Origin of the sequence: Streptomyces sp. XY431, from assembly GCF_001279805.1 — a bacterium.
GTDB classification, from domain to species: Bacteria; Actinomycetota; Actinomycetes; order Streptomycetales; family Streptomycetaceae; genus Kitasatospora; species Kitasatospora purpeofusca.
In genome coordinates this window covers 1-15626 of sequence record NZ_LGDO01000095.1, presented here as the reverse complement: position 1 = coordinate 15626, position 15626 = coordinate 1, and the positions used below count along the sequence as shown (strand labels likewise).

At 73.4% G+C, this 15626-nt stretch carries 13 protein-coding genes; 3 read left to right on the top strand and 10 right to left on the bottom strand.

Annotated elements, in window-relative coordinates; translation table 11 throughout:
- Positions 1–16: 16 nt before the first annotated feature.
- The gene (locus tag ADK60_RS13010; RefSeq protein ID WP_053645779.1) at positions 17–1315 is read left to right on the top strand and encodes a YncE family protein; all 1299 of its coding nucleotides are present in this window, start codon (positions 17–19) and stop codon (positions 1313–1315) included.
- 52 nt (positions 1316–1367) lie between these two features.
- Here the strand turns inward: ADK60_RS13010 and ADK60_RS13005 are convergent, their stop codons facing one another.
- The 3 genes from ADK60_RS13005 to ADK60_RS12995 all read right to left on the bottom strand — a co-directional run bounded on the left by ADK60_RS13005 (position 1368) and on the right by ADK60_RS12995 (position 4027).
- Positions 1368–1871, bottom strand: coding sequence for a hypothetical protein (locus ADK60_RS13005; protein WP_053645777.1), 504 nt, complete (start codon positions 1869–1871; stop codon positions 1368–1370).
- A gap of 170 nt (positions 1872–2041) precedes the next feature.
- Positions 2042–3313 (bottom strand): tetratricopeptide repeat protein, encoded by a 1272-nt coding sequence (locus ADK60_RS13000; RefSeq protein ID WP_053645775.1) that lies wholly within the window; start codon positions 3311–3313, stop codon positions 2042–2044.
- Positions 3314–3541: 228 nt separating this feature from the next.
- A complete protein-coding gene (locus ADK60_RS12995; RefSeq protein ID WP_045940895.1) occupies positions 3542–4027 on the bottom strand; it encodes an FBP domain-containing protein in 486 nt (161 codons plus the stop codon).
- Between the two features lie 71 nt (positions 4028–4098).
- Between ADK60_RS12995 and ADK60_RS12990 the strand changes: the two genes are divergently transcribed.
- Complete coding sequence (locus ADK60_RS12990; protein ID WP_053645773.1) at positions 4099–4668, top strand: TetR/AcrR family transcriptional regulator; 570 nt, start codon at positions 4099–4101, stop codon at positions 4666–4668.
- A gap of 202 nt (positions 4669–4870) precedes the next feature.
- On the opposite strand, the gene ADK60_RS12985 is transcribed toward ADK60_RS12990, so the two are convergent.
- From ADK60_RS12985 to ADK60_RS12955, 7 genes are all read right to left on the bottom strand, one after another.
- Positions 4871–7291: an RICIN domain-containing protein gene (locus ADK60_RS12985; protein WP_053645771.1), complete on the bottom strand. Its 2421-nt coding sequence runs from the start codon at positions 7289–7291 to the stop codon at positions 4871–4873.
- A 42-nt stretch (positions 7292–7333) separates the two neighbouring features.
- Positions 7334–8353: a LacI family DNA-binding transcriptional regulator gene (locus ADK60_RS12980; protein WP_045940907.1), complete on the bottom strand. Its 1020-nt coding sequence runs from the start codon at positions 8351–8353 to the stop codon at positions 7334–7336.
- A gap of 49 nt (positions 8354–8402) precedes the next feature.
- A complete protein-coding gene (locus ADK60_RS12975) occupies positions 8403–10385 on the bottom strand; it encodes a glycoside hydrolase family 36 protein (protein WP_053645770.1) in 1983 nt (660 codons plus the stop codon).
- Complete coding sequence (locus ADK60_RS12970) at positions 10382–11230, bottom strand: carbohydrate ABC transporter permease (RefSeq protein WP_053645768.1); 849 nt, start codon at positions 11228–11230, stop codon at positions 10382–10384. Before ADK60_RS12970 ends, ADK60_RS12975 begins: the two co-directional genes overlap by 4 nt.
- On the bottom strand, positions 11230–12171 hold the full coding sequence (locus ADK60_RS12965; protein WP_053645767.1) for a carbohydrate ABC transporter permease: 942 nt from the start codon (positions 12169–12171) through the stop codon (positions 11230–11232). The genes ADK60_RS12970 and ADK60_RS12965 overlap by 1 nt, the downstream gene beginning before the upstream one ends.
- Entirely contained in the window at positions 12168–13535 is a 1368-nt protein-coding gene (locus ADK60_RS12960) for an ABC transporter substrate-binding protein (protein WP_107084215.1), read from the bottom strand. Before ADK60_RS12960 ends, ADK60_RS12965 begins: the two co-directional genes overlap by 4 nt.
- 259 nt (positions 13536–13794) lie before the next feature.
- Positions 13795–14817: a GlxA family transcriptional regulator gene (locus ADK60_RS12955; RefSeq protein WP_079008311.1), complete on the bottom strand. Its 1023-nt coding sequence runs from the start codon at positions 14815–14817 to the stop codon at positions 13795–13797.
- A 117-nt stretch (positions 14818–14934) separates the two neighbouring features.
- On the opposite strand from ADK60_RS12955, the gene ADK60_RS12950 reads away from it, so the two are divergent.
- Complete coding sequence (locus ADK60_RS12950) at positions 14935–15573, top strand: HD domain-containing protein (RefSeq protein ID WP_045940910.1); 639 nt, start codon at positions 14935–14937, stop codon at positions 15571–15573.
- Positions 15574–15626: the final 53 nt, after the last annotated feature.

Genomic DNA, 15626 nt, shown 5'->3' with positions numbered 1-15626 from the left:
CTCCAAGGAGCCCCCGATGTCCTCGACCTCCCTCCCCCGAGCCCGGCACCCCCGGCACCCCCGACGCCTGCGCACCCTCCTCGGCATCGCGGCCTTGCTCGGCCTGGCCCTGCCGGGCGCCACCGCGACCGCCGACCCGGCGGAACGCCCCGGATCACCCGCCGCCGCGCTGCGGGAGGTGATGTTCGTGGGCAACAACTGGGACGGCACCGCCGACGTCATCACCTCGCGCGGCGAGCTGGCCCGGATCGGCCGGATCAACGTCGTCCCCGACAAGGACCGGCGCCTCACCGAGATCTACCTCGACCCGATCAAGCTGGGCTACTTCCTCGGGATCAGGCTCGGCCCCGGCGAGGGCCACGACCAGTTCGTCGACGACATGTACTCCACCCCGGACGGCACGGCCGTCGTCGTCTCCCGGCCGAGCTTCGCCGACGTGGTGTCCATCGACCTCGCCAGCGGCCGGATCAACTGGCGTTTCCCGGTGGCGGGTTACCGCTCCGACCACATGGCGCTCTCGCCCGACGGCACCCGGGTCGTGATCTCCGCCTCCACCGCCAACACCGTGCACGTCCTCGACATCGCCACCGGCCGCCAGCTCGGCTCGTTCCGGACCGGCGACAAGCCGCACGAGAACCTCTTCACCGACGGCGGCCGGTACATCTGGAACATGTCGATCGGCGACGTCAACACCGTCCTCGACGCCCCCTGGCTGGACTGGACCAAGGGCGATCGCCGGATCACCGTGGCCGACGCGACGACCTTCCGCACCGTGCGGGTGATCGACATGCGGGAGCGGCTGGACGCCTTCGGCCGCCCCGACCTGTCCGACGCCGTCCGCCCCGCCGCGTTCAGCCCGGACGGCTCGACGCTGTACTTCCAGGTCTCCTTCTTCAACGGCCTGGTCGAGTACGACGTCGCCACCGACCGGATCACCCGGATCAGGACCCTCCCCACCAACCCCGCGACCGACGAGGACCGCACCACCTGGGTCAACGACTCCCGCCACCACGGCCTGGCGATGAGCCCCGCCGGGGACCGGCTCTGCGTCGCGGGCACCATGGACGACTACGCCACCGTCGTCGACCGGGCGACCCTCCAGGAAGGGCCGCTGGTCCCCGCCGTCAAGCCCTACTGGGCGACCGTCAACGGCGACGGGACCTCCTGCGTCGTCTCCGAGGCCGGGGCCGACCGGGTCAGCGCCATCGACTTCGCCACCGGGCGGCGCACCTCCTCGGTCGACGTCGGCGACCACCCGCAGCGGGTCCGGCTCGGCCACGTACCCACCGAGTGGAGCGGCCCGGCGGCGCACTGACGCCGCCACCCACCCACCTCGGTGTGCCCGCCCTGCCCCGGCCGGGGGTCGGTCAGCCGTCGTGCCGCTGGTAGCCGGCCGTGCCGTGCAGCACCGCTCCGGCGGCCCGGGCCGACTCCAGGCTGCGGGTCAGCAGTTCGGCGCCGGCCGCCGGGTCCAGGTCCATCAGGCCCGGCGGCCAGGTGCCGGGCCGGACGACGAGCACCACGACGGCGCGCCGTCCGGCGGCGGCCGTCAGCCAGCCGGGCGAGGCCAGGACCTCGGAGACCGGTTCCCAGGCCTGCCGCCCGCCCACCATGACCAGCCGGACCAGGGCGCTCCCCACCAGCTCCACCACCGCGGTGGTGGCGGGCGGCTCCCCCGCGGCCAGGACGAATCCGCTGTCCACCGCGTTGTCGACGAAGGCCTCGAACAGGGTGGGGCCGATCTCCACGATCAGTTCGGCGAAGGGTGGTCCGAGCTCCACCGCCCGCACCGCCAGGGCCCACACCATCGGCACCGAGCCACCGTCGCCCGGGCCGTCCGTCTCGTCCGTGTGGTCCGTGTCGTCCGCCATGCCGGGTCCAACGAGCCGGCCGCCGATCCGACGCGGCCCCGCCCGGGTGGTCGGGCGGGGCCGGACGGGCGGAACAGGGCCGGACGGTCGGACAGGGCAGGACGGGCGGGCGGGGCAGGGCAGGGCAGGACGGGCGGGCGGGGCAGGGCCGAGCGGTCCGGACGGAACGGTCAGGGCGCGTCCCCCCGCGGCACGGCCGCGCGCAGCCGGCTCTCCAGGGCGACGACCTCCGCGAGCGCGGACGCGTAGAGGTCCGGGATCTCGGCCGCGAGGCCGCGCACCAGCGCGACCGCCTCCGTCGCCGCGGCCAGGCCGCCGGCCAGGTCGAGGCCGGCCTCGGCCCGCACCCGGGCGTGGAACGCCAGCGCCAAGCCCAGGTCTCCCCGCCGCGCCACCGGGTTGAGCGCGGCCTGCTCGCGCATCATCGCGACCGCCCTGGTGGTGACCTCGGCGGCCTCCCGGAACCGCCCCAGGTCGGCGAGCGCCGCCGCGTGCAGGGACAGCGAGTCGGCGAACAGCCCGCCGTGGACTCCCGGTTCGGCCCGGTCCAGCTCCTCCAGGATGGCAACCGACTCCGCCACGGCGGCCAGCGACTCGGCCCGGCCGTTGTGCATCCGGGCCGCGTTGCCCAGCGCCATCGCGAGGTCCCTGCGGTGCACCGCCGGATTGACCGCGGCCAGCCCGCGGTAGAGCGCCACGGCCTCCTGGATGCTCCTGAGCGCCCGGCGGTGCTGGTTGCGCGCCGACTGACGGCGGGCCAGGTTGTTCACCGCCTGGGCGAGTCCGTGGGTGTGGTCGGCCTGGTCCGCCGCGACCAGCCGGCGGTACAGGGACACCGACTCCTTGGTGACGTCCAGCGCCTCGGCGTGCCGCCCCAGCCGGGACAGCACCACGCCCAACTGGCTGAGCGCGTTGGCGAGCTGGGGACGGAAGGCGTGGTCCGCGCGGGCGAGCTGCCGGTGGAGGTCGACGGACTCCCGGGTCACGGCGACCGCCTCCTGCGGGCGCCCGAGCCCCCACAGCGCGGTGCCCAGACCGAGCAGGGTGGCGCCCAGCGGGGCGGTGAACGGTGCGGTCACCGCCTGCCCGCGCCCCAGGTGGACCGCCTCGGAGGCGGTGCGCAGGCACTCGTCCCAGCGGCCCAGTTTGGACAGCGCCTCGCAGCGGAGCACCAGGACGTAGGCGAGTGCGGCCGCCGTCTCCCGGTCCGCGGGGCGACTGCCGGCGGTGCGCCCCCGGAGGAGTACGGCCGCCTCCTCGGTCGCCGTCAGGGCTTCCTCGTAGCGGCCCGCGAGCACCAGTCGGGCGCACCGTTCGAAGGCCGCTCCGGCGGCGTCGGACGGTGCGGCGTCGGACGGACCCGCGGCGTCGGACGGTCCGACGCGGTCGAACGGTCCGTCCGGCGGTGGCGGCTGCTCGGCGCCCGGTATCTCCTCGGACATGGCCCTCCCGGGGTTCGGGAGCGGCCGCCGGGTGATCGAACCGCCGCTCGCTGAAGGGAACTGACGGTTCGTCGGATCACCGCCGGGCGGGCCCGGCGGTCTCCTCAGTATGCCCGGCCCGGCCGCCCCCGTACCGCCGAACGGCCGACTCCGGTCGCCGGCGCAGGCCGGTACGGGACGGCGGCGGGGCGGGTCACGCCGTCACCCCGCCGTCGGCGCCGGGCAAGGTCACGCCGTCACCTTGGCGACGAAGGCGGCGAGATTGGCGACCGTGCGCTCGATCTTCTCCTCCAGCGTGAGCGACTCGTGCAGCTTGGTGCCGACCTCCTTCTTGCCGCGGACGTACAGCGAGCAGGCGAGGTCGGCGCACATGTACGCGCCGACGGAGTTGCCCTGCTTGCCAGCCTTTCCGGCACGGGCCGCCACCAGCAGCGAGACGCCCCCGGTGTGCGTGGTGACGCACAGCGAGCAGAGGCTGCGGCGGGCCTGCCAGGAGGCGGCGCCGGAGGAGCGCAGCGCGACCGCGACCGGGCGGCCGTCGATCACGGCGGCGAGATAGGCCCGGTCCGGGGCCTGCGGGTCGCGCCAGCCGAGGAAGTCCAGGTCGTCCCAGGGCTGCTCGGCCAGGTCGCGGGGGACGTTCAGACGCGAGGCCTCACCCTTGGTGCAGTTGACGAAGGCGGCGCGGATCTCGGGTTCGGTCAATGGCTTCATAGGAAGCAACGTAAATTACCTAGGCGTCCTAGGCAAATGTATTATGGCTCCAGGTGACCGAGAGGACGGGTATGGCACGCGTGGGACTGAACACCGAGCGCCTGACAGTGGCGGGGGCGGAACTCGCCGACGAGGTCGGCTTCGACAAGGTGACCGTCTCCGCGCTCGCGCGGCGCTTCGGCGTCAAGGACGCGAGCCTCTACTCCCACGTCAAGAACTCCCAGGACCTCAAGACCCGGATCGCCCTGCTGGCCCTGGAGGAGCTGGCCGACCGCGCCGCCGCCGCCCTGGCGGGCCGCGCCGGCAAGGACGCCCTGACCGCCTTCGCCAACGCCTACCGGGACTACGCGCACGAGCACCCCGGCCGTTACGCCGCCGCGCAGCTGGACCTCGACCCGGAGACGGCCCGCGCCAGCGCGGCCGTCCGGCACTCGCAGATGACCCGGGCCATCCTGCGCGGCTACCACCTCGCCGAGCCCGACGAGACGGACGCCGTCCGCCTGCTCGGCAGCACCTTCCACGGCTATGTCGCCCTCGAACGCTCCGGCGGGTTCCAGCACACCCCCCGCACCGCCGAGGACAGCTGGGCCAGGATCCTGGACGCGCTCGACGCCCTGCTGCGGGCCTGGCCCGCCGGCTGACCTGCGGCGAACGAACAGCACCGGCGACCGGACAAGCGCCGGTACGGGCACGGCGAACGACGACGGGCTCCACCCGGCGCAGGCCGGTGGAGCCCTGTCGTCCGCGGGCCCGCCCCCGCTCCGGTCGGGGCGGGGGGGGGCCACGGGGGCCCGGCCGGGGCGTGGGGGGGGGGGAATCCCGCGCCCCGGCCGGGGGTCTCTGTCAGCCGGTGACCTCGACGATCGAGGTGCGACCGGCCGGAACGGTGACGGTGGCGCAGGTGTAGACCGTCCCGTCGACCGTGACGGTGCGGGCGGTCTGCGCGGCGCCGTCGACGGTGATGCCGCTGTGGGCGCCGGCGAACCGAGCGGTCCAGGTCAGGCTTCCGGCGGCGGAGGTGTTGGTCAGCGTCGACCGGGTGCCGCCGTCGTGGCGCAGGGTCACCGTGCCGGTGCCGACGGGGACGGAGCTGAGCTGCAGCCAGCCCATGTCGGCGGGCAGGCCGGAGGCGGTGGTGAGTGCCTGGCCGGCCGCGTCGGGCTGGACGCCCAGCAGGCCCTGGACGGTCTGGCCGAGCAGCGTGAAGGCGATCTCGGGGTAGTCGCCGTTGAGGAAGCGCCCGCTGCTGTGCGTGGCACCGGCCCGGTCGTAGACGTAGCGCATCCACTTCCAGCCGTTCGCGGGCTGGTTGTGGGCGAAGAAGACGTCGGGCAGGTAGGTGGCGGCCTCCAGGTTCTCCGGCGCGCCGCTGCCGGAGGCCTGCGCGTCGATCCAGGCCAGGTAGTCGTTCTGCCGGGCGCCCGGGTCCATGATCCCCTTGAGCGGGATGAACCAGGAGTTCTCCTTGCCCCAGTCGCTGTACGCGGTGCCGTTGACGTCGTAGGCGCGCACCACCCGGCCGGGGTTCCTCGGGTCCACGCTCCAGGTGGAGTTGAAGTAGGACTTCAGGGTGGCGGCCTTGGCGTTCAGTCCGGCGGCCGTGGCGGTGTCGCCCTTGGCGGTGGCGAGCTCGGCGGCGGACAGGTAGGCGCGGTACTGGGAGGCGATGGCGTCGCCGGACTCGGCGAGCGTGGCACCGTTCTCGTTGTAGCTGGCGACGCCCTCGAAGATGTCGCCGCTGGTGGCCTGGGCGACGGGGACGCCGCCGTTGTCGATCGGGCCGGTGTGCCCGGTGATGTACGGGCCGACCGTGCTCGCGACGAAGCCGGACATCGCCGGGTCGTTCAGGTAGTCGGTGTCACCGGTCCAGCTGTACGCCTCGTTGATCTTCTGGGCGAGCTCGAAGGCGGCGGGGAGCTCGCGGACGAACGAGGTCGGGCTGCGGTAGTCGATCGACAGCGGGGTCTTCGCGTCGAAGTTGACGGCCCAGTACGGCATGTGGTCGGGGGCGCCGGCCGCCGAGGAGGCGAAGGAGCGGAGCATCGTCTTGGTGGCCCCGTCGAGGCCGAGCAGGTGGGCGCCGACCACCTGGTGGGCGAAGTCCCGCGAGTAGAACCCGGAGCGGTGCGGGTAGCCGGCCCAGTAGGAGGCGGCGTAGACGCCCTGGCCGCTGCCGCCGCTGTTGCGCTCGTCCGCGTTGAGCGGGCCGGTGGCGCCGGGCTGGGAGCTGAAGGAGTTGGCCTTGGCCCGGGCCCACTCGAACATCGCCGTGACGGTGGCATCGGAGGAGGTGAGCCGCGGCGCGTTGGGGGCGGCGGGGGCCACGGTGACGTCGTCGACGTTGACCCAGCCGCCGGGCGCCGAGTCGATCGCCACGGTGACGGTGTCGCCCGCCGCCACCCGCACGCCGGACACGGTGTACTGGGCGTAGACGCGCTGCGAGGGGATCGCCACGGTGCCCGCGGTGGTGCCGTTGACCTGCACGGTCAGGGTGCCGCCGGCCGCCGAGGAGGCGATCCAGGCGCCGATGTCGTAGCCGCCGGCCTGCGGCGCGGTGGCGGTCCGGCTGATCCGGTAGCCGGTGCCGGCGTCCAGGTAGGCGGCCCGCGAGCCGCGGTGCGCGTTGTTCCCGGCGGTGCCGGTGTGGGCGCTGAACGTCCAGCCGCTGCCGCCCTGTTCGAAGCCCGGGTCGCCGAACACCAGCGGGTCGGCCCGGGTCAGCAGCCACTGCTGGCCGAGGCCGCCGTGGCAGGTGGACTGCTGGATCCGCGCGTTCGGCGTGGGGGCGCCGTTCGGCAGGTCGAGGCAGAGCGCGCCGTTGGCGGGGTGGACCAGGAAGGCGCCGTCGGCCGCGCTCTCCAGGGTGAACTGCTCGTTGGCCGACTCGTCGCAGGCGTACTCGATGAGCGCGGCGCCGGGGGCGGTGGAGGCGCCCTCGACGTTGAGACAGGACTGCGGGGCGGAGCGGTCGGCTATCCGGTAGCCGCCGCGGCCGTTGGGGGTGAACTGCCAGCGCTGGCCCAGGACGCCCTGGCAGGGCTGCTGCACCACCGGGGTGCGGTCGGTGCCGGCGGCCCACAGGCCGCCCAGGCACTGGCCGCTGGCACCGGAGGCGATGGTGTAGGCGGCTCCGGCGGCCACCGGCTCGCCGGCCGCACGGGCCGCTCCGGCGGGGAGCAGGGTCAGGGCGCTCGCGGCGAGGGAGACCAGGCCCAGGTGGGCGTGGACGCGCGGCGCGCTGCGACGGGGAACGGGGTGGGGCAACGTATCCTCCGACATCGTTGTGGAAGGTACGCCCCCGGCGGCTCAGGCTGGCGGCCGACGGGGACGGTGGGGGGCGGTCGTGCCGCGCACGACCACCTCCGGCTGGAACATCAGTTCGCCGACCGGGACCTGGTGGCCCGAGAGCAGGCCGACCAGCGCCCGGGCGACCTCGGCGGCCAGCCGGTCGACGGGCTGGCGCACCGTGGTGAGCGGGGGATCGGTGAACTCCATGAGCGGGCCGTCGTCGTAGCCGATCACGGAGATGTCCTCGGGGACGGACAGCCCCTGCCGGCGGATCGCCCGGATCGCGCCGAGCGCCATCTGGTCGCTGGCGGCGATCACACCGGTGACGCCCTGGGCGAGCAGCTGCTCGGCGGCGAACTGGCCGCCCTCGACCGAGTAGGTCTGGTGCACCACGAGTTGCTCGTCCTCGCCGAGGCCGAGCGCCGTCATCGCGGCCCGGTAGCCGGCCACCCTCCGGTCGGTGGGGCGGTTGCCGACCGGGCCGGCCGCCATCGCGATCCGGCGGTGGCCGAGCCCGTGCAGATGGCGCACCGACAGCTCGGCCGCGTAGGCGTCGTCGGTGGAGAAGGCGACGGAGGGGCTGTCCTCGAACCGGCCGTTGATGCAGACATAGGGAACGGGGCGGTGTTCCAGCAGCTGGAGGACCTCGGGGTCGATGTTCTCCAGGGTGTTGCTGGCGGAGCAGAACACTATCCCGGTGGCGCCGAGGTCCAGCAGGGACTTCAGGAAGTCGCGCTCCTGCACGCCACCCGGCAGCGCCGGGCAGACCACGGCCCGCAGGCCGTGCGGGGCCAGCGCGAGGCCGATCCGCTCCGCCATCACGCCGAAGATCGGGATCGACAGCCCCGGGGTGATCACCCCGACGATGCCGCCGGAGGCGGCGCCGCGCTCGTAGCCGACCTCTTCCATGGCGCGCTCGACCAGCTGACGGGTCTTCTGCGACACGCCGGCCTTGCGGTTGAGCACCCGGCTGACAGTGGCCACGCTGACACCGGCGTGCTGCGCGACTTCGGTGATCCCGATTTTCTCCTGCTCCATTTCCCTGCCCCCAATGCGTTGATCGTTTCGCCGGTCGGCCGTAACTATGTCATCCCGTGGCCTCGGTGACGTCGCACAGGCCGCCCGCCGGGACGGCGACCGAGTGCAGGCCCTCCGCGAGGTCCAGCAGCAGCTCGGGACGGGGCCGGCCGGCCGCGTCGTAGGGCTCGATCCGGACCCGGCGGGCGGGCCCCTCGACCTCCAGCAGCAGGCGGCCGGTGGTCGAGGCGTTCACCAGGGTGAGGGCCTGCCAGGGGCCGGTGGGCAGGGTGACCGGGCGCTCGTCGTAGGCGGTGACCACCCACTGGTCCCCGTGTCTCGCGGTGACCTGCGGGTACAGCTCGTCGGGACGGCCTGGCTCGTAGTGGCCGCCGGTCAGGGCGGGTGCGAGCCGGCGCCAGGTGGCCAGCCAGAACGCCAGCGCCTCGCGGTGCGGCGCGGGGAGTTCGGTGAGCCGGGCGGAGATCTGCGGCACCGAGTGGAGCGCGCCGTGGACCTGCCGGGCGAGCACCTCGGGCGCGCCCTCCGGGTCCCACATCAGCATGTCGGAGTGGACGGCGCCGCCGGGGGCGAGCATGGCGATGTCCAGGGTGCGGACCCGGTTGGCAACCGCGTCGGCCGGGCAGTCGATCGCGCGCAGCAGATTGCCGTAGGCGGTCATGGCCGGGCCGGTGTAGCGCTGGCGCAGCTCGATCACGAACTCGTCGCCGCGCAGCTCCCTGAGCTCCTCGCGCAGCAGGGCGAGCAGCAGCGCCATCGCCTCGCCGACGTCGGCGACGAAGCCCGGGCCGGCGTCCTCGGGCACGGGGGCCGCGCCGTAGGCCACGGCCTCGTCCAGGAAGTCGATCTTCAGTCCGTCCAGGCCGTAGTCGGCGACGGCGTCGCGGCAGACCCGGACGACGTGCTCGCGGACCTCGGCGTGGCGCGGGTCGAGGATCCGGCAGTCCAGCCGGTGCACGTAGTGCGGGGCGAACCGGGCCCAGGTGCGGTGGGCCTCGGCGCGCTCGCCGAGCAGCAGCGGGGCGATCCAGGCGGTGTAGCGCAGGCCGGCCGCCCGGACGGTCTCGACGTGGGCGCGCAGGTCGGGGAACTTGACCGGGTCGGCGGTCCAGTCGCCGCAGCCGGCGTAGCCCCGGCCGTCGCCGTGCAGCTGCCAGCCGTCGTCCAGGAACAGCTGCCCGCAGCCGAGTTCGGCCGCGAGCACGGCCTCCCGCTCGACGCCGGCGGCGGTGACGTCCTGGGCGAAGGCGTACCAGGTGGAGTAGACCGGGGTGCGGCCGAAGTCGGGCGTGGGCAGCGGGGTGCCCTCCGGCAGGGTGGCGAACCACTCCCGCAGGTCCCGCAGCGCGGCGGCCAGGGTCGCGCCGGGCGCGGCGAGCCGCAGCCGGAAGGTCTCCCCCGCGGCGAGCGGGAAGCGCAGCCAGACGCCGAAGCGCTTGTGCTCCTCGCTGACCCCGAAGCGCACGGCGGTCTGCCGGACGGTGCGGTCGGCGGCGAAGGCGAGCATGGTGCGCCCGGCGGTGTCGTACAGGCAGCCCACCGGGGCGGAGTCCACCAGGGAGACCGGGCGCCAGGGCGACCAGTCGGCGGGCAGGGTGCGCTCCCAGCCGGCGTTGGGGTGCCAGAAGCCGGCCGCGTCGCCGAGCGGGACGTCCAGGCGGACGGTCACCCCGGTGTCGGCGGTGGCGGTGATCCCGGCGGTGGCGGTGGTCCCCGCGGTGGTCCCCGCCGTGATCCCCGCGGTGGTCCCGGCGGCGTTCCAGGCGGTGTCGTCGACCTCGTGGGTCGTGTCGACGGTGCCGGGCGCGGCCTGGACGGTGATCCGGACGCCGTGCAACAGCAGTTCGTGCGTGCCGCCCTCCCACTGGTCCGGGGTGAAGGTGGGCAGCGCGGCGAGGTCGATGGAGCCGGTCTGCACGGCGGGCCTCTCTCGGGTCGGGGTCGGGACGGGGGTGGTGCCGGAGGTGGCGCCGGGGTCGGTGCCGGGGGTGGTACCGCGGATGGTGCCGGGTTCCGGCGCTGCCGCGGTCACTGCTTGACGGCCCCGGCGAGCATCCCGGAGACGAAGTGCTTCTGCAGGAAGAGGAAGAGCACGGCCATCGGGACCGCCGCGACGGCGGTGCCGGTGAGCAGCTGGCCGTAGTCGACGTCGGAGCTGCCGGTGAGCGCGGCCAGGGCGACCGGGATGGTGTACGAGGCCGGGTCGCGCAGCGCGATCAGCGGCCACAGGAAGTCGTTCCACTGGAACAGGAACAGGAACATGGCGAGCGCCGCGAGGGCCGGACGCATGGTCGGCAGGGCGATCCGCAGGAAGAGCCGCAGCTCGCCGCAGCCGTCGATCCGGCCGGCCTGGAGCAGTTCGTCCGGCAGCGCGCTCATGGACTGGCGCATCAGGAAGATGCCGAACGGCAGGGCCAGGTTGGGCAGCAGCACGGCCTGGTAGGTGTTGAGCCAGTCCAGGTTCACCATCATCTTGAACAGCGGGACGATGGTGAGCTGGGTCGGCACCACCAGGGCGAGCAGCAGCACCGAGAACATCAGGCCCTGGCCGCGGAAGCGGAACTTGGCGAAGCCGTAGCCGGCCAGGGTGCAGACGATCCCGCCGAGCACGGTGTAGGTGACCGACAGCATCAGGGAGTTGAGCACCACCCGGCCGAAGCCGACGGACTCCTCCAGGTTGCCGAGGTTGGTGCCCAGCTCACCGCCGGGCAGCAGCTGCGGCGGGCGGCCGAAGATGTCGTGCGAGGTGTGGGTGGAGGCGATCGCGAGCCAGTAGAGCGGTGCGACCGTGAAGGCGAGCAGCGCGAGCATCCCGGCGGTGAGCAGCACCTGGCCGCGTCGGGACGCGCGGAACGCGGGGCTGGTGGTGGCTGCCATCAGTCCTCCTCCTTGGCGAGCTTGACCTGGATGAGGCCGAACAGCGAGATGATCAGGACCAGCGCGTAGCCGATGGCGGACGCGTAGCCGAAGTCGAAGTACCGGAAGCCGGTCTGGTACAGGTACACGCCGATGGTGGTGGTGGCGTTGTCGGGGCCGCCGCCGGTCATGATGAACGGCTCGTCGAACAGCTGCAGGGTGCCGATGGTGGACAGCACCACCGTCAGCAGCAGGGCCGGGCGCAGCCCGGGCAGGGTGACGTGCCAGAACCGGCGCAGCGGGCCGGCGCCGTCGACGGCGGCGGCCTCGTGGTGCTCGGCCGGGATCGACTGGAGCCGGGCCAGGTAGATGACGGCGTTGTACCCGGTGTAGTGCCAGGTCAGCGCGAGCATGATGGACACCCGGGCCCAGAACGGGTCGTTGAGCCAGTGCACCTCGGGCAGGCCGACCAGCTGGAGCAGCCAGTTGGCGGCGCCGGAGTCCTGGTTGAGCAGGGCGCCCATCATCAGGCCGTAGGTGACCAGGCCGGTCACCACCGGCAGGAAGAAGCCGAGTCGGAACAGCGGCTTCCAGCGCAGCAGCGCCGAGTTGAGCGCCACGGCCAGGCCCAGCGAGAGGGCGAGCATGACCGGCACCTGGACCACCAGGATCAGCGCGGTGTTGCCGAGCGCCTTCCAGAACAGCGGGTCGTTCAGCAGCCGCTCGTAGTTGCCGAGGCCGGTCCAGGTCTGGGTGGTGCCCTCGGTCCGGTACAGGCTGAGGACGAAGGACCAGACCACGGGGTACAGCCGGAAGGCGGCGAACAGCGCGAGGGCGGGGAGGACGAACAGGTACGGCGCCAGGCGGGCGCCGCCGCCCCGGCCCGCCCGCCGGCGGGCCGGGGCGGCGGCGGGTCCGGGGTGGGACCCGGTTCCCGCCCTCGCCGGTGTTGCGGTCGTCATGCCTGGGCCCTCAGGGTCTGCTGCACGAGCTGGTCGGCGGCGGCGCGCAGCACCGTGGCCGGGTCGGCGCCCTGGAGCAGGACCTTGGTCTGGGCGTCGTCGATGACCTTCAGCGCCCGGGCGTAGTCGGCGGTGTAGTTGGTCGGCACCGACGGCTTGGACAGCTCCTCCAGGAGCACCTCGGCGTACTTCTGGCCGCCGAAGTAGGCGCTCTCGGTGTGGAAGGCCGGGTCGTCGTAGGCCTTGAGCAGGGCCGGGAAGATGCCCTTGTTCTTGTAGATCGGGACCTGGGACTCGGGCCGGGTGAGGGCGAACTCGGCGAAGGCGAACGCCGCCCGCTGGTTCTTGCTGGAGCCGGCGACGGCCAGGTGGGTGGAGTTGACGATCGCCGAGCGCGAGCCGCCGGGGGTGACGGCCGGCGGGAGCATCAGGCGCCAGTTGCCGCTCTGGTCGGCGGCGAGGGACTCCATGTAGCCGCCGTACCAGGCGGGGTTGGGGCAGACGGCGACCTTGCCGGCCTTGACCGCGGAGTCGTAGCCGGGCGCGCCGGGCGAGCCCTGGACGTCGAGCAGCAGCCCGGCGTCGTTCATCTCCTTGATCAGGGTGAGCGCCCGGACGGCCTCCGGCGAGTTGATGGTGATCTTGCCGTCGATGTTGAAGTAGAACGTGCCCTGGAGCTGGAGCAGCAGCTGGAAGAGGTTGGCCGAGTCGGCCTGCGAGGCCGAGCGGTCCACGGCCAGCAGCGCGGTGCCGGTGGCCTCCTTGACCTTCTTGCCCGCGGTGATGACGTCGTCCCAGGTGGCGAGCGAGGCGGCGTCGACGCCGGCCTTCTGGAACAGGTCGTTGCGGTAGAAGAAGCCGCTCGCGTTGGCCTCCCACGGCAGGGCGTAGACCTTGGACTGGCGGGAGACGGTCTGCCACAGGCCCGGCGCGAAGGCGTCGGCGTACTTGTTGGCGCCCAGGGCGCCGAGGTCCGCGAGGCCGCCCGGGAACTTCTCGATGTAGCCGGGCAGGTAGTCGACGCCGATGTGCAGCACGTCGGCGAGGCCCTGGCCGCCGGCGGCCATCGCGATGGTGATCTTGTCCCAGATCGCCGGGTTGCCGATGTCCTGGACGGTCACCTTGACCTTGGGGTGGACGGCGTTGAAGGCCGGGATCAGGGCCTTGAGCTCTGCCGCCGGGTTCTTCCAGCTCCACACGGTGACCGAGCCGGACAGCTCGCCGGAACCGCCCGCGTCTCCCCCGCCGGAGTCGGAACCGCCGCACGCGGCCAGGACCGAACCTCCGCCGGCGGCCACGGCCGCCGCGCCGATCCCCTTGAGGAAGCCACGCCGACTCGGCCCGCCCACGATTCTGCCACCCATGTCCGGAGCTCCTTCGCTCTGCTCGGGACCGCGCCGCACGCGGCGGTCCCGACTGACTGCGACGCACCACCGATCGGTGCCGCCGCCGTCCCGCTGATCGCGGGAACGGGAGTGAATCTAGCCAGGCCATGAATGGTTAACAACAGTTTTCGAAAATTTTTCGTCGTACAGAGCGAAAACGTTACAACGTGATGGTGGAGTCTGACGAGGGCATGCCAAAGACCGTGCCGCCGGCCGCCGGCGGCACGGGCCTCGCAGGTCAGCGCGGTGGGAGCTGGGCGGTGCCGAAGCGGCGGCGGTAGTCGGAGGGGGTGGTGCCCAGATGGTGGGCGAAGGCCCGGCGCAGGCTCTCGTCACTGCCCAGGCCGCTGCGCCGGGCGGCCGAGGTGACGCTGTGGCCGTCCAGCAGCAGCTGCTGGGCCCGGTCCAGCCGCACCCGTTCGACCCAGCGGGCCGGGGAGGTGCCCAGCTCGGCGCGGAACAGCCGGGTCAGATGACGGGTGCTGACCGCCGCGGTGGCAGCCATCGCGGGCAGGCCGTGGTCGGCCGCCGGGTCGGCCAGGACGGCCTCGGTGACGGCGCGCAGCAGCTCGCCCCGGGCCGGCGGGTCGGCCGCCGCGGTCGAGAACTGGGACTGGCCGCCGGGGCGCCGCATGAACACCACGAGTTCGCGGGCGATGCCCCGGGCGGTGTCGGCGCCGTGGTCGTCCTCGACCAGGGCGAGGGCGAGGTCGATGCCCGCGCTGATGCCCGCACTGGTGTGGAAGCGGCCGTCGCGCACATGCAGGGCGTCGGGCTCGACGCGGACCTCGGGGTGGCGCCGGGCCAGCGCGGCGGCGTGCCGCCAGTGGGTGGTGGCGCGGCGGCCGTCCAGCCGTCCCAGCGCGGCCAGGACGAAGGCGCCGCTGCAGACCGTGGCCACCCGCCGGGCCCGCGCGGTGAGGTCCCGGGCGGCGGCTAGGAGTTCCCGGTCGGGCCCCCGGGTGGCGAGGTGGTCGGCCCCGACGATCACCAGGGTGTCCAGCGGGCCGGCGTCCGCCGGGGCGACGGTCCCGGCCAGGGCGACGCCGTTGGAGGCGGTGACGGTGCCGCCCCGGGGCGAGACCAGGACGGTCGGGTACGGGTGGCCGAGCGCGCCGGCCACGTGGAAGACCTCCAGCGGACCGCTGAGGTCGAGCAGGGTCAGCTCGTCGAACACGAGGAAGGCGACCCGGCCGGGCGGGCCCTGCTCCGGCGTGCCCGGATCCGTCTTTCCCTGCTCGGTCGGGTCCGGATCCGTCATGTCCGGATCCGTGGTGCGGAGGGCCGAAAGGACATGGCGCCAGCCTACGCCACCGCGCGACAGTGGAGGAGTTCACCGAGAGAGCGTCGAAGCAAGAGCGGAAATGGGGAAGTCGAGATGAGCGAGACGATCGCCGGAGTGCGGATCCCGGACAGCGCCCTGGCCAGGGAGGCGACCGAGCTGGTGCGGGACGCGGCCTCGCCGCTGCTGTTCGACCACTCCCGCCGGGTGTTCCTGTTCGGGGCGCTGCGCGGCGCCGAGCAGGGGTTGGACTACGACCCGGAGCTGCTCTACGTCGGGGCGATGTTCCACGACCTCGGGCTGACCGGGCGGTTCGCCCGCACCGACCGGCGGTTCGAGATCGACGGCGCCGAGGAGGCGCGGCGGTTCCTGCACGCCCACGGCATCACCGGCGAGCCGGCCGACCGGGTGTGGACGGCGATCGCCCTGCACACCACCCCGGAGGTCCCGCTGCACATGGCACCCGAGATCGCCCTGGTCACCCGGGGTGTGGAACTGGACGTCCTCGGCATCGGCTACCACGCGGTGAGCGAGGAGCAGCGCGCCGCCGTCACGGCCGCGCACCCCCGGCCGGACTTCAAGAACCGGATCCTCGCCGCGTTCACCGAGGGCATCAAGGACCGCCCGGCCACCACCTTCGGCAACGTCAAGACCGATGTCCTGGCGCACTTCGTCCCGGGCTTCGAGCGGGGTGACTTCGTCGAGGTCATCCTCGGCTCAGACTGGTCCGAGTGAGACCGGCGCCCGCCGGACGAACGGGGCGGGCGGGGTCTCCTGTACGACGGTGC

Excerpts from the sequence above, each read along its gene's own strand:
- ADK60_RS12970 (WP_053645768.1), bottom strand. The coding sequence starts at position 11,230 with ATGGCAGCCACCACCAGCCCCGCGTTCCGCGCGTCCCGACGCGGCCAG.
- ADK60_RS13010 (WP_053645779.1), top strand. The coding sequence starts at position 17 with ATGTCCTCGACCTCCCTCCCCCGAGCCCGGCACCCCCGGCACCCCCGA.
- ADK60_RS12965 (WP_053645767.1), bottom strand. The coding sequence starts at position 12,171 with ATGACGACCGCAACACCGGCGAGGGCGGGAACCGGGTCCCACCCCGGA.
- ADK60_RS12955 (WP_079008311.1), bottom strand. The coding sequence starts at position 14,817 with ATGACGGATCCGGACCCGACCGAGCAGGGAAAGACGGATCCGGGCACG.
- ADK60_RS13000 (WP_053645775.1), bottom strand. The coding sequence starts at position 3,313 with ATGTCCGAGGAGATACCGGGCGCCGAGCAGCCGCCACCGCCGGACGGA.
- ADK60_RS12960 (WP_107084215.1), bottom strand. The coding sequence starts at position 13,535 with ATGGGTGGCAGAATCGTGGGCGGGCCGAGTCGGCGTGGCTTCCTCAAG.
- ADK60_RS13005 (WP_053645777.1), bottom strand. The coding sequence starts at position 1,871 with ATGGCGGACGACACGGACCACACGGACGAGACGGACGGCCCGGGCGAC.
- ADK60_RS12990 (WP_053645773.1), top strand. The coding sequence starts at position 4,099 with ATGGCACGCGTGGGACTGAACACCGAGCGCCTGACAGTGGCGGGGGCG.
- ADK60_RS12995 (WP_045940895.1), bottom strand. The coding sequence starts at position 4,027 with ATGAAGCCATTGACCGAACCCGAGATCCGCGCCGCCTTCGTCAACTGC.
- ADK60_RS12980 (WP_045940907.1), bottom strand. The coding sequence starts at position 8,353 with ATGGAGCAGGAGAAAATCGGGATCACCGAAGTCGCGCAGCACGCCGGT.
- ADK60_RS12950 (WP_045940910.1), top strand. The coding sequence starts at position 14,935 with ATGAGCGAGACGATCGCCGGAGTGCGGATCCCGGACAGCGCCCTGGCC.